The organism is Chlorogloeopsis sp. ULAP02 (assembly GCF_038404745.2).
Taxonomy (GTDB): domain Bacteria; phylum Cyanobacteriota; class Cyanobacteriia; order Cyanobacteriales; family Nostocaceae; genus Chlorogloeopsis.
On sequence record NZ_JAYKTT020000072.1, the window covers coordinates 82,445 to 96,185 of the forward strand.

The 13,741-nt window shown below is 41.0% G+C and carries 13 protein-coding genes and 1 pseudogene; 5 read left to right on the forward strand and 9 right to left on the reverse strand.

Going from position 1 to position 13,741, the window contains the following annotated elements:
* Nucleotides 1-9 precede the first annotated feature (9 nt).
* On the forward strand, nt 10-201 hold the full coding sequence (locus tag U2718_RS25565; protein WP_342002901.1) for a hypothetical protein: 192 nt from the start codon (nt 10-12) through the stop codon (nt 199-201).
* Between the two features lie 147 nt (nt 202-348).
* Nucleotides 349-1,869, forward strand: coding sequence for a glycerol kinase GlpK (gene glpK / locus U2718_RS25570; protein ID WP_342002902.1), 1,521 nt, complete (start codon nt 349-351; stop codon nt 1,867-1,869).
* A 142-nt stretch (nt 1,870-2,011) separates the two neighbouring features.
* Here glpK and aspS read toward each other — a convergent pair whose 3' ends face one another.
* From aspS to U2718_RS25590, 4 genes are all read right to left on the reverse strand, one after another.
* A complete protein-coding gene (gene aspS, locus U2718_RS25575) occupies nt 2,012-3,310 on the reverse strand; it encodes an aspartate--tRNA(Asn) ligase (RefSeq protein ID WP_342002903.1) in 1,299 nt (432 codons plus the stop codon).
* An 876-nt stretch (nt 3,311-4,186) separates the two neighbouring features.
* Nucleotides 4,187-5,185 carry a glycosyltransferase gene (locus U2718_RS25580; RefSeq protein ID WP_342002904.1) on the reverse strand — a complete coding sequence of 333 codons (999 nt, stop codon included), beginning with the start codon at nt 5,183-5,185 and terminating at the stop codon, nt 4,187-4,189.
* 113 nt (nt 5,186-5,298) lie between these two features.
* Nucleotides 5,299-5,952: a DUF6391 domain-containing protein gene (locus U2718_RS25585; RefSeq protein WP_342002905.1), complete on the reverse strand. Its 654-nt coding sequence runs from the start codon at nt 5,950-5,952 to the stop codon at nt 5,299-5,301.
* Nucleotides 5,953-6,302: 350 nt separating this feature from the next.
* Nucleotides 6,303-6,581, reverse strand: a complete 279-nt coding sequence (locus U2718_RS25590; RefSeq protein WP_016873275.1) for a helix-turn-helix domain-containing protein — start codon at nt 6,579-6,581, stop codon at nt 6,303-6,305.
* 350 nt (nt 6,582-6,931) lie between these two features.
* Here U2718_RS25590 and U2718_RS25595 point away from each other — a divergent pair, with 350 nt between their 5' ends.
* Entirely contained in the window at nt 6,932-7,915 is a 984-nt protein-coding gene (locus U2718_RS25595; protein ID WP_342002906.1) for a carbohydrate kinase, read from the forward strand.
* A gap of 15 nt (nt 7,916-7,930) precedes the next feature.
* Here the strand turns inward: U2718_RS25595 and U2718_RS25600 are convergent, their stop codons facing one another.
* From U2718_RS25600 to modB, 3 genes and pseudogenes are all read right to left on the reverse strand, one after another.
* Entirely contained in the window at nt 7,931-8,929 is a 999-nt protein-coding gene (locus tag U2718_RS25600; RefSeq protein ID WP_342002907.1) for a DUF6745 domain-containing protein, read from the reverse strand.
* A gap of 212 nt (nt 8,930-9,141) precedes the next feature.
* Nucleotides 9,142-9,381 (reverse strand): annotated as a pseudogene (locus U2718_RS25605) (MFS transporter); the annotation flags it as partial.
* Nucleotides 9,382-9,449: 68 nt separating this feature from the next.
* A complete protein-coding gene (gene modB / locus U2718_RS25610; protein WP_342002909.1) occupies nt 9,450-11,261 on the reverse strand; it encodes a molybdate ABC transporter permease subunit in 1,812 nt (603 codons plus the stop codon).
* On the opposite strand from modB, the gene U2718_RS25615 reads away from it, so the two are divergent.
* Nucleotides 11,253-11,387: a hypothetical protein gene (locus tag U2718_RS25615; protein WP_342002910.1), complete on the forward strand. Its 135-nt coding sequence runs from the start codon at nt 11,253-11,255 to the stop codon at nt 11,385-11,387. The two genes, modB and U2718_RS25615, sit on opposite strands and share 9 nt — an antisense overlap.
* A 141-nt stretch (nt 11,388-11,528) precedes the next feature.
* Here U2718_RS25615 and modA read toward each other — a convergent pair whose 3' ends face one another.
* A complete protein-coding gene (gene modA / locus U2718_RS25620) occupies nt 11,529-12,308 on the reverse strand; it encodes a molybdate ABC transporter substrate-binding protein (protein WP_342002911.1) in 780 nt (259 codons plus the stop codon).
* Between the two features lie 94 nt (nt 12,309-12,402).
* Between modA and U2718_RS25625 the strand changes: the two genes are divergently transcribed.
* Entirely contained in the window at nt 12,403-12,843 is a 441-nt protein-coding gene (locus tag U2718_RS25625; protein ID WP_342002912.1) for a molybdopterin-binding protein, read from the forward strand.
* 171 nt (nt 12,844-13,014) lie between these two features.
* On the opposite strand, the gene U2718_RS25630 is transcribed toward U2718_RS25625, so the two are convergent.
* Entirely contained in the window at nt 13,015-13,368 is a 354-nt protein-coding gene (locus tag U2718_RS25630; RefSeq protein WP_342002913.1) for a circadian clock KaiB family protein, read from the reverse strand.
* Nucleotides 13,369-13,741 lie beyond the last annotated feature (373 nt).

Consider the following 13,741-nt stretch of genomic DNA (forward strand, 5'->3'; position numbering starts at 1 on the left):
ATCTACACCATGACTACTGCCACCATTAACTTAGTTGTTGGTATCGAAGAATTTACCTTAATAGTGTTTTATAGTGAGGATGACGAATGGCAGTTTCGAGTCCTAAGCAGTGGTGGTGCAGTGTTTGGTGAGCGTAAGCTTTATTATTCTGCTCACGCAGCTGAAAAAGCAGGAAGAGAGTGGATTGCACAGGGAAATTGATTAAAACTACCGATATTAACTTCCGTTGCTGATTGGCATAAAATAGCGATCGCTACTGTATTAAGTAGGTGGACATAATTAAACGTAAAATACTTATCACCAGCAAGTCAGATAGGATAAGCTTCTGCCTTCTACTTAACAACAGCTATGCAAGAAATTGGCACTAAAACTCCATCATCAGGGCATATTCTCGCACTGGACTTGGGTACCACAGGCAACCGCGCTTTCGTGTTTAATGCCCTTGGCAAAATAGTTGGGCAAGCATACAAAGAACTAACACAGTATTATCCTCAACCTGGATGGGTAGAACACGATGCCTTACAAATTTGGCAGGATACTTGTTGGGTAATGGAAACAGCAATTGAAAATGCTCAAATTACTCTCAGTGAAATAGCCGCAATTGGGCTAACTGTACAGCGAGAAACCTGTTTAATTTGGAATAAAACCACTGGGCAACCACTGCATCGGGCAATTGTTTGGCAAGATCGTCGTACTGCTCCTCTATGTCAACAATTGCAGCAACAAGGATATGCTGAGGAAATTTACGATCGCACTGGCTTAGTCATTGATGCTTATTTTTCTGCTACAAAACTCAGATGGCTGTTAGATAACGTCACAGGTGTTGACCTCAACAATGTCTTAGCAGGTACAATTGATACCTGGATATTGTGGAAATTAACAAGTGGGAGAGTTCATGCTAGCGACCATAGTAACGCCAGCCGCACAATGTTGATGAATCTGGCTACCTGTAAATGGGATGAAACACTTCTGGACTTACTTAAAATTCCCGCTCAGATCCTACCCCAGATTCAACCCAGTTTAGGAAAATTTGGTGTTACCGATGCGACTGTAGTAGGCGCAGAAATTCCCATCACTGCCATCTTAGGTGATCAACAGGCAGCTTTATTTGGACATGGTTGCGATCGCCCCGGTTTGATGAAATGTACTTATGGTACAGGTAACTTTTTGGTGGCTCACACTGGCTCAAATATAGTCCGTTCCCAACACCAACTTATTTCCACAGTCGCATGGACGCAAGCTAATAATAGTAGTAATTTAGACGTTGGCTATGCCTTGGAAGGCAGTATGTTTACTAGTGGGGCGTGCATCCAATGGTTGCGGGATGGCATCAAAATTATTAAAACTGCTGCCGAAACAGAAGCGATCGCCAATCAAGTTGCAGATAATGGTGGTGTCTATTTCGTACCTGCGTTTAGCGGACTAGGTGCACCCCATTGGGATATGACGGCGAGGGGAGCATTTTTAGGAATTACCGCAGCAGTGCAACCCCAGCATTTAGTCAGATCTGTCTTAGAAGCGATCGCCTACCAAGTTAAAGAAGTAGTGCAAGCAATAGATGCATCTTCTCGCACTTCAATGCAAAGATTAATCGTGGATGGTGGTGCGTGTGACAACAATTTTCTGATGCAGTTCCAAGCAGATATATTGGGTATTCCTGTCGAACGTCCGGTGATGCGCGATATAACTGTACAGGGTATAGCATTTGCAGCAGGATTAGCGGTTGGATTTTGGCATAGTTATGAGGAACTAGTGCAACAACGGCAAATTGATCGTGTCTTTGAACCTGGCGTGGGTAGAGAATATGCAATAGCTAACTTTGCTACCTGGCAAAAAGCGCTAGAACGGGCTAAACATTGGGTGGAATAAAGGTGGGGATAGGCGATCGCTTTCCCATGATTGTGCGATCGTGCTCATTCAACATTCTTTAGCTCGCATAACCGGACTTGGTTTGTTTGGCACTGACTTCCAGTCGCTAGGGGAAAGAGTAGTTGTGAAGGCGGAGTTGAGATTATGGCGATATTCGATATCTATCCCGTGGGTAAAGTGTCGCTTGCCTAACATTTGCTAAATGCAAAATTCTCGATGTCAGTCTTTCTAGTCCAATCGCTAATCCTCCATGCGGCGGCATTCCGATTTCAAACATTTGTAGATGATGTTCAAAAGGCAGAGGATCAATATTACGGTTATAAAGTGCTTGCTCTAAATCACTGCGTTTGTGAATTCGTTGTCCACCTGTTGTGATTTCAATACCTTCAAAAAGTAGGTCAAAGCTTTGAGAAGCTCCTTGCTCACCTCGTGGCTGAGTATAAAATGGTCGTCCGGTAAGCGGAAAGCCAAGTACAAACACAGCAGATATTCCTGTTTCTGATTCTGCTAGTTCGCATAGCTGGCGTTCTGCTTCCGGATCTAGATCATCTATCAAATCAGTACGACCAAAGTAGTGCTTGAGTTTTTCTAAACATTGATCAAATTCCCATGTAGGGATATGAAGCATTAAAGGTAATGGGTTTGAACGATATTTTTCAACTATAGGAGCGTAATCTTGATTAAGTCGTTCAAAAATGAAGTTTAGGAGTTCTCGCTCTAACTGTATGACTTCTTCAAGACTATCGATAAATCCTAGCTCAATATCTAAAGAGTAATATTCAGTCAGGTGACGACTACTAGCGTGTGGTTCAGCACGATAAACATGACCAGTTTCAAAAACTCTTTCTAAGCCTGCCACCGCCTGTTCTTTATAGAATTGCGGACTTTGAGCGAGGTAAGCTGAACGCTCAAAATATTTGATTTCAAATACATTTGTTCCACCTTCAGTTCCACCTGAAACTATTTTTGATGTGACTATTTCAGTGAAGTTTCGCTCCCTTAAGAATTGGCGAAAGTAATGCAGAATTGCCGCCTGTATCCTGAAGATATCACCAATACTGTCATTTCGGAGTGATAGCGGACGGTAATTCAAAATGGTGTCGATGCTGATATCACCCAGATCGGTAGCAGAATTGAATGGCAATAAATGAGTAACTCGATTGAGTAAAGAAATCTGCAATACTTCCACCTCAAAACCTTTACGGGCGCGCGAGTCTGCTCTAACTTTACCTCTAACTTCAACTGGCTCGTCTAACTTAAGTGAAATTTCCCGTAAGGCATCTGAATCAGCAACACACTGAATTTCTCCACTACAGTCTTTAAGAATAATGAATGTTGTGCGAGCCAGCACTCGCAGACGATAGATCCAACCTCGAATGATAATCTCTTCTACAAGTGATGAGTTGAGCGAGGCAATCAACGTTCGTGTAACGTTCTCCATATCAAATGTTCCGCAAAAACTATCAATAGGCTCAGGCTAAAGCCTGCACTATGTTGTTGCTGGAACCATAGAATGGCGGTGCCATCCAGCTTCCACGAACTTTACTTTCAGCTTGATGGAAAGTTGATGATAAGAACGTGGCACTCACTTGCTGCGATATCGTTGCAGATACGTTTCACCTTACTAATGCCCATTTCTGCCAGTTTAAGACTGATCGGAAATCTCCTTTTCAGGTAAACCTCTCCGAGGGGTCTATCCTCTTCTATGAGTTGAGCAAATCATAACGTTAAATTAAATGAGTATCAAGTGGATTTTAAACGTATGATGTGATCTACAACCCCGATGACTGGCGACGCAATGGACATTTACCTTTTGAGGTGTATTGTTTAGTTAATAGTTCTTATCAATCGCAGATTGAAGAACCTTTGTGGATGCCATAAATTTCTGAGGAGAAAATTTATTTATGATGCGATTTTATCTCCCAAAAACAACAACACCCAAGCTCTTAGTAGCTTAAATATTCCCTCTCTTTTGTGATTCTATCTAGGCTTGCTGATTAACAATTAATAACCAGCCATATTGCCTCTTGATACTACTAATATGAGGAAATATAAGCGTTTGTCTTGGGTGTTGCTGTTAGTTGACAAGACAGATGCTTCAACAGCGTTTTTACCTCTTAACTAAATTGAACCATTGAACCTTTGGAATCGAGGCTGTTTTATCTGCCAAGGAAGCTTTTTAGCTTCTACTCTTAGATTATCACTAACAATCATAAACGGTATTTTTTGAAACTAAACTTTACTTTTGTTTTGTTTGCTTCATAACAATATAAACACTTCTTAATACTCCTAGTGCCAATTATATTAGCACTGCTGCTCACATTTTTAGATATTTCTTTTTCGCTTTTTTGAATATTGTCTGTATATGTAATTTTGCCAGACGCATTCTTGTCAGATTTTTGATATTAGAAGAATACCTAGCTTTGTGGTCAAAGAAAGCGTTTAGCTCATCCAAAATTACTTGTAAACGCTTAGTAATATTTTCAGTGCGATATTCCGCAAAAAAATCTGGATACAACTCTGGTAGATTTACAGATGTTAGCGCCTTCAGAATTCTTTGAACATCATACTCTTTTGAATATCCAGCAATTTTATAGCAATTAAATCCAGGATCTAAATAATCAGACAACCCACCATTGACACTAGAGAAAACCTGACAGCCACAAGCAAGCGCTTCCATTGGTTGCAATCCAAATCCTTCGCTTACACCTTGTTGCGCCCAGTATTCAGCAGAGTCATACAGGTAAATCTTAGTGCGATTGAATAACCCAACTAAATCTTCTACGTAGGAATCAACAACAAATACTTGACACTGCTGCTGCAAAGCTGGAATTAATTCCTGCATTAAATATTTAGAAGATTTTCTTGCTTGGACTAAAACATCAATATCTCTTTCAAAATTTAAATTTTGAAACTCCTCAGATATTTGATTAGGTAAATAATAAATGAGAGAGTTGGGAGAGTGTTGTCCCCAATATCCCATTGTATTTCGGCTGACAGTAATAATTGGAATACTTGCAGGAAGTTTAAATCCATAGCCCGTACTGTGGGCATGGTAAACAACATTATATTGCTTGAGTTTGATAGCTAGTCGAGCGACATCAAATCCCCAGCTAATAACAAAAATGACATCATTTAAGTTTTGCTCTTGAAGTACGTCATCTATAAAAAGTTTACCTTCCTCTCGGTGACGGTAAGTTACAATCTCAGCACTACAAATTTGTTTGGCAAGATTCAATGTTTTTAATTCTGCCCAAAGTCCCCCACAAGCAAACTTGCCATCTGTCCCAGGAAGTAAAAAGTACAGTTTTCTCATTACGCAATTTTCCTAAATGCAAGAATATAGGGGACAGGGAACAGGGAACAGGAGGAATTTGAATAAAAGTTTCTCCGCGTCACCGCGTCTCTATCCTCCCCGCGTCCTCTTTCTTATTCCCGCCAACGCACTTTCACGAAATTGGCTTCACGTCCCCATACATCTCGTGTAGGTGTTATGTTTTCCACTTCTACATTAAAGGGAATGGCTGTTGTTAAATAACGCTGTGCTAAAGCACCAATATTAGGAGCTAATTCTGCCGCAGTTGTGGCTGCTAACCCCAAACCGATGAGTTGTTCAATCGGCCCTCGTGGTAACAATAGATGTGTACCTACAGCAAGTCCAGCTGTTAGCAACATTGCCACTGATAAATTTGTACCACAACGAGGATGTACGGCTAAATGCCATTCTCCATTGGTCAAGCGATTGAGAGCAAGGTTGACTGCACGTCGCAAATCGCTAATATTTACCTGACCATAAAGATAAAATCCTTGCTCTGTAGATAAACCACTCAACAGTTCGTTATCTAATTGAAAATTGCTAGGGCTTCTTTGATTAAAATGGGTTGCTTTTGATTCGCTTAAAACCCATACAGTAGCATGTTCTAAAGCATGAACCTGCCGCAGCATAAGAATTTCTTTCAACCCCGGAATAAAAGATAGCAGCCTAAGTAAATCGGCATCTAATGTAGGTTGAGGTGCTGTAAAATCAAAATTAAATAAATCAAAAGTGAAGTCGCCAGTTTCGGCAGAAGCAGAAGTAGTCATAGGAAAACTGCTCCTAACGCTGATGGAGCAATATGGTTTTTTTCAAATGTACCTTCTCAACGTGGAGATTGTTGCTAATTTTTGTTGACTAGCCTAAAAATAGGGCTAGGAAGAGGACAAGGGGCAGGACAGACAAGGTGACAAGGGGAGAAGACGTGACTCACGATCCTTTCCCTTGTCCACGCCAGTCGCTACAACGCGCTGGCTCCCCCATCCTCTTTCTCCGTGTCCCCGCGTCCTCTTCCCAATCCCCAATACTCTGTTACGCTTGATTTTGAGAGGTTCACACTGAACACGAGGCGTGAGGAGGGGAACGAAAGATAACCTATCCAAATTTGCTTAACAACATACTAGTAATTTGTTGATTCTCCATTTTGATTGGGCAGAGAACAGCAGTTGACATCGTCTAAGCAAACTTTACCCCAGTGTAATGCCCAGCGAACAAGAGCTACTCGATTATCTGTCCCCGTTTTGGTGAGAATGTTGCTGATATGATTATCAACTGTACGTTTGCTAATTTCAAGTTTACCTGCAATTTCTTGGTTAGTTAAGCCAGCGGCCACCAAGTCAATTATTTGCAGTTCTCTGTCTGACAGACTAACAGGGGTCTGAGACTCGCCACCAGCCATGCGTTATTTTCTCCTCCTTAGTATATGTACTTAATGCTCTCTCTCATTCTAGAAGATTCTTTAGCTGGTAGGCATTTCCAGTATAATTAAAAGTGCTATATGTTAATACTTTAATGTTTAATTTAAGATTGGCAGTAATACACGATCGCACTACAATGACTTTTTTGAGTTTTGTGTAGAATTCAAAGAAAATTTTACTAGTCTAAAAAGCATCAGGTGCAAGCGTTTTCAGCTATTTTAATTAGCAAAAAATGCGATGGAAATGTATGAATGACTGCCGAAAAAAATAGAAAGTATTGTAGATTTTATACTGGATAATTCCTCTTCCAACATCGAAAATCAAAAATCAGATGAGTAATCCCCGTGTTTTGTGCCTGGGTGAAATTTTGTTTGATTGTTTGGCCGATCAATTGGGGCGATCGCTCTCAACAGTCGAGTCTTGGACTCCCTACCCAGGGGGAGCACCAGCTAATGTAGCCTGTGCTTTGGTAAAGCTGGGGATACCAGCAGGATTTATCGGATGTGTGGGTGAAGACGAGCCTGGGAATGAGCTGGTAGAGCTATTGCAAAAAATAGGTGTAGATACGACTGCTGTACAACGACATCCTACGGCACCAACGCGGCAAGTTTATGTTGTACGCTCTTTAGAAGGCGATCGCACCTTTGCCGGATTCGGACATTATAACACCACAGAATTTGCTGACACCTGCCTACAAGCAGAACGATTACCCATTCAGCTATTTGAAGCAGCGGATTTTTTAGTGTTAGGCACTCTGGAATTAGCCTACCCAGAAAGCGGGCAAGCAGTTAAGCGTGCTTTAGACTTAGCAGAAGAATACAACCTTAAAGTTTTGTTAGATGTCAATTGGCGTCCTGTATTTTGGACTGATCCTGAGATTGCACCGCAAAAAATTCGAGAATTATTTCAAAAAGTCGATTTTCTCAAACTCTCACTAGAAGAAGCCGAATGGCTGTTTGACACCACCAAGCCCAGAGAAATTCTTAGTCGCCTCAACTCAGTTGAAGGAGTAGTAGTAACGAATGGGGAAAAGGGTTGTAGCTACTCTTTTGAAGAACACGACGGTGAGTTACCAGCCTTTGATGTTTCTGTTGTTGATACCACTGGGGCAGGAGATAGCTTTGTTGCTGGGTTTATCCATCAGTTGTTAACTCATGGAATTAAAAGCTTGAGCGATCCACAAACAGCAAAACAAGTAGTCACCTATGCTAGTGCTGTGGGAGCGCTGACGACGATGAAACCAGGAGCGATCGCTTCTCAACCAACAGCAGCGGAAGTGGAAGCTTTTTTGTTGAATGTGGGTGTAAAGGGGTAGCTCTGTCAAGGTTGATTATGGGTTTGTGCGTCGGTTTACCCAGTGTACTGCCTCAATCGCAGACGCGATCCGCAGCGGCACCCGGTAAACGCGCACTTCCCCAGTGGTGGAATTTGTCGCCTTCAGGAACTGCATGGGCTGAACATTAACTCGCTGCCTGATAATCCGTAACAAACTGTATTCTTCCCACGAGTCTATTTCAACTGTATTGATTTTTTCCAATAGGCGTACCCATTCGCTATCATCCATTGGCTTGCGCGTGCGTTCCAGTTTAATTCGTCCGCGATCTGCGTACAGGCTATACCCATCCGCAAACGCGATCGCCGGCGCATTGTCGGCGTGAAGGTAATTGTCGCTATCAATACTTATTTTGGTTGGATGGTTGGAGATAATCGCGATCTTCTCAAAAAAGAAAGTCCAGCCGCAATTCCTGACAAAATCTTCTAAAATCGCTACTTTGTCTTGAAATGGGTGGTAGTTGAAAATGTGGACGCAAAAGTCAAAATAACTACACCCTGCAATTAAACTTTCGGGCTGTCGGCACGAGGAGAATATATCTTTAATCGTGTTGCGAGCTTGCTTGCCAAGGTGCTGGGAAAAAATATCTTGCCACTGGCACTCTAACTGACGTTTTAGTAAAGAGGCATACTCATTTGCAAGATGGTTTTCAAACAACGAATTCAAATTGGTTTGTAGAGCAATGGGTAGTCGTGCAAGCAACTGCGATTGCAAATTACTGTAGATTTTACTCCAATCCGAATTTATGATGACATCGCCCAGGATTGTATAGGAACCGAGTTGGAGTAAATTCCAGATATACTCGAACGCGGCGTTAGGGCTATCAACGATAACTATTTCGGGTTCGCTGAGTTCGAGAACAGTATATATTGCTCGAACTGCATCAATGGCGTGTTGTTGGCTCAATTGCTCGGTAGATAAGCCGAGATGTTGCCATTTTTCTCGATAACGGGATATCAATGCGTGTTGTTCTGGTGTCAGGCGATCGGCGAACATAGCAATGATGCGATACAGTAGCTATTTTGTATTAAACCAGACTGTAGGGCTTGCTCTGTATTAACAAAGCGCGATCGCTCTTCAATATCCCTATTGGAAGGAAATTATTACTCTGCGAGTATTTGACAGGAGTGGTGAGTGTTTTAGTGGCGAGAAAACTACTCAAAATGTTGAAGATGACGAACAAAATCAGCAAATCTGATTTTGCATCTTTAAGCTATTGTTGCTGACAGATTGTTTTTTGTATCTGCTTGCCACTTCACCCATAGTAAAAACGGAATAGCCATGAACTGGCTAAAAACAGAAAAGACAACTAGTACAGTAATCGACCAATCATATAATACTCCCATTAAAGTACTACCCAAGAACCACGCCAAGCCATAACCTGCACTGAAAATACCATAGGCAGAAGCGCGTTTATCTGTCGATACTAAACCCGTGATCGTTGCTGCTGCCACAAGAGCCACAGCACCAAATGTCCCAAAATAATTAGGTGCATCTTCATGGAGAATTGATACAACTATTTTGTAGATTGCTCCATTAACATCAAACGTAAAGGCTCTAATTGAACGTGCCACGGCAAGGGCTGATCTTTGAGGATTGCCCATTTCTCCTTAAATACTTCTGCTTGCAGATTGTAATCATGGAAACTTGTGGGGGAAGAATGCAATTTCAAAAATAGCGTCATCCGGTGTGGTGTTTCGCTGGTTCGTACCAACCAGCAAGGAAAGGTATTCTCTTGGTTGGGTTCATTAGTGAAGCTAATTTGATGAGCGCGGATACCAACGTGAGAGAAGGAGTTGGGAATTGATTCAATTACTCGTAGAGTGCAATCCCAATCAACAGCTTCTACTTGACGATCGCCTTTGAGAATTGCAGGAGAGAAGTTTTTACAACCTGTTAATTTGGCAACGTTAACTGTTGTAGGATGTTCAAAAATATCGTATCTAGAACCAGATTGAACTGCTCTCCCCTGTTCCATCACCAGAAGATTTGGACAAACTCGATAAGCTTCTTCCATGTTATGCGTCACAAACAGAGTTACACCTTGGTAATCTGCTAAGGTTGCCATCATTTGTTGTTCAAGTTGGCTACGTAAATGAGTATCGAGAGCAGAAAACGGTTCATCCAAAAGTAAAGCTTCTGGTTGAGAAGCCAAAGCTCTTGCTAGGGCAACTCGTTGCTGCTGCCCACCAGAAAGTTGATGCGGATAGCGATCGCCTAATCCTTCTAACTGCATTTGGACTAATTGTGCTTCTACTCGCTGCTTGATGGCTACTGGAGATAATCCTGGCGGTAAACCAAAAGCAATATTCTGCGTCACATTCATGTGGGGAAACAAAGCATAGTTTTGGAATAAAAAACCAACACGGCGATCGCGGCTAGGGATATTAATACCCTTTTGAGAATCAAACAAAACTCTGTTATTTAAAATAATGGAGCCTCTAGTTGGTGTTTCTATCCCAGCAATACAGCGCAAAATCATACTCTTACCAGCACCAGAACCTCCCAACAATCCCAAAGGTTGCTCATCGGTGTTGAAAGAAACTTTTAAATCAAAACCAGCAAGTATTTTCTCTATATTTACACTCAATTTAGTTGCAGAGAATTTTGTAGGTAAGACAGAAACTTCACTCTCTTTTCCCCTCGTTTTCGTCTGCTTTGTTCTCCTTGTTTCTCTTGGCTCCTGCCAGAAGTTGACAGCAATAATTCCCGACAGAGAAATAACCATAATCGCGATCGCCCAGAACCAAGCTTCGTTCATTGCTCCTGCTTCCACGGCAAAATAAATCGCCATTGGAATCGTCTGAGTTTGTCCAGGGATATTACCAGCTAGCATCAGTGTCGCACCAAATTCACCCAACGCACGAGCAAATGCCAATGTTGTTCCGGCTAAAATTCCAGGTAGTGCCAAAGGTAACCCGATTCGCCAAAAAATAGTTGCTTCGCTTGCACCCAGAGTTCTAGCCACCCGTAAGAGATTCTGATCGATTTGTGCAAACGCTCCTAAAGAAGTTTTGTACATTAAGGGAAAGGCAACCACCGTGGCAGCGATCGCCGCACCATACCAAGTGAAAACAATGGTAAAGTCAAAAGGCTCTAGTAGTTTTCCGATTGGGCCATTTTTACCAAAAAATACCAGTAATATAAAGCCTACAACTGTCGGGGGTAAAATCAGAGGAGCAATAAAGATACTTTCAATCAGTGATTTCGCCTTACCCCGATACCCCAACATCCAATAGGCAGCCGCAATGCCAAGGAAAAAGGTAATAAATGTAGCCAGTAATGAAGTTTTGAGCGATATCCAAAGCGGAGATAAATCTTGTGGCATGGTTATAGAAGACAGCAGGAGATAGAAAATATCCAGCCATCAAACACGGTTTTAGCTCGATTGCTAGATAAAAATTCCTCAACTTTTTTGGCAGCTTGGATGTTACTTGAGCTACCTACCAACTAATTTATAAAAAAGTTGGTAGGTAAAAAGGTAAAAATAAAGACAGTTTTGCAAAACAGCTAAAAAAATTTATTTATTAGCTGTCATCAACTGTTTGAAGCACTCAAGTGTAATTTTTTACTTCTTACGACTCCTAGCTGCTGACTAAGGCAAGACAAACCCATATTTTTTCAGTACACCCTTTGCTTGGTCGCTTGATAAAAACTTAACAAAATCCTGAGCTACTTGAGCATTTTTACTTCTTTTTAAAACTCCTACCGGATAGATAATCGGAGAATGGTACTTTTCATCAGCAGCTACTACAACTTTTATCTTGTCGGAAATTTTGGCATCAGTCACATAGACTAAGCCCGCATCAGCATTACCGCTTTCTACTGCTGCTAAAACTTGACGCACGTTGTTAGCATAGACAAACTTAGATTTGATTTGCTCGTAGATACCTAATTTTTGCAGAACTTGTTCAGCATATTGTCCGGCAGGTACGCTCCTTGGTTCGCCAATGGCAATTTTTTTAATCTTAGGATCTTTGAGATTGTTAAAGCTGCTAACACCTGTAACATTGCTCGGCACAATCAGAACCAAGCGGTTTTTTGCTAAGATACTACGATTATTAGCAAGCAATTGTCCTGATTGCTCCAAAGTATCCATCTGCTTATTTGCAGCAGAGATGAAAACATCCACAGGCGCTCCCTGTTGAATCTGTTGCAGTAAAGCACCGGAAGCTCCAAAGTTATACTTGATATTGATGTTTGGTTTACTTTGCTGATAAATTGGCTTGATTTCTTCCAGTACATCTTTCAAACTAGCAGCAGCTGACACAAGCAATTCATTATTGGACTGTGCTACTACAAATGGCAACTGAACTGTTAAAATCAAGCTAATAACTGCTATGCCAATGAAGGCAAAAAGTTGTCTTCTTTTCATTGAAAAACTACTCGTGCAGAAAATTTATAGAATTAGAGATTGGTAGTATCGTACCAAGACAACCAACAAATTACCAATTAATTTGGTAAAATTTATGCCAAGAAAAGAACAAGGATGGATTACATTTCAAACTTCAGAAGAAGAGCGGAGAATATTAGAGGAATTCTGTCAACAGTCGCAGCGCACTAAAACAGAAATCCTCAGAGAGTTAGTCCGTAATCTCAGTCAACGCTCCTCGCCATCACCACAGCCAATACCAACCAAGCGCAGGGATCATAAAGATACTGATATCCCTGAGATAGCAAATAATACTCAAAAAAGACCTCTCAAAGTCAGTTCTCGCAACCTTCTTAAAGGTGTAGTAACAAAAGTCGTGAAGGGAGAAGTGAGTAGCCAGGTAACGATTAAAGTGATCCACGAAGTTGAATTAACTTCGATTATTACTACAACCTCAGTAGAGGAGTTAGAGCTATACGAGGGAACAGAAGCTTATGCAGTGATCAAGTCTAACGATATTGCTATTGCCAAGGACTAGTGTCTGGTTTATCTCTGTAAATTTTAAGAAGGGTAGTCTTATTTTTTATCTTTCAAAGCTTTACTTTGTGAAGAAGATACTGGTATTTTGATTTTACATCACTTACAGCAATTTCTATTTCTATACGTAAGAAAACAAAATTCAATATATCAATTTTGGCTTGATTCAATTTTAGAGAGCTAAAGCAATAATTAATTTTTCGGTATCTGTTAAGTCGCCAATCAGCTTCTTGAAAGGTGGTGGCAATTCTTTAATGAGTGTAGGAATTGCAAAAATTTGGTCTTCTTCTAGACGTTCCGGTTGCTGATAAATATCAATTACCTCTAGTTCATAGCGCCCGTGCAGACGCTCTTCGCAAAGTTTTTGAATATTTTCAAGAGCACTTAAAGACTTCTGATTATAGTTAGCAATATACAATCGCAAGACGTACTTGTCTAATTTGTGGTCAGAGAGCAAATCCATTGCATCTTCTGAGTCATCTAAGAAGTCGTTCGAGTTGTCCTTCTCTTCTCTAGAATGATCCATAAATATCCTGATTGAATTAGTTTTTACATCCAAAACTTAAAACTATATCTATTTTTTGACCTCTATCCTGAGAAAGTGAATTAAAATCTACAGTACAATAGAGGCTTCTTAACCGTTTTTTGATACAAATAGGGTGAGAGAAGCAGGCAACAGATTTGAGCAAGGCAAATATAGCATCAACACCTTGCTGGTGCTAATTTAGAAGACACAGCAAAACACGAAGAAATCGCAACTCAATTATGAAGAAATTTACTGCCTATCTTTAGTAAAAAATAGCACCAATTCAAAATCAGAGATTGCGCGATCGCAGCCGTATTAGTTTACTTTTTTCAGTTCATGCCAGTCTTTTCATCCATGCAGATTTTTATGTTTT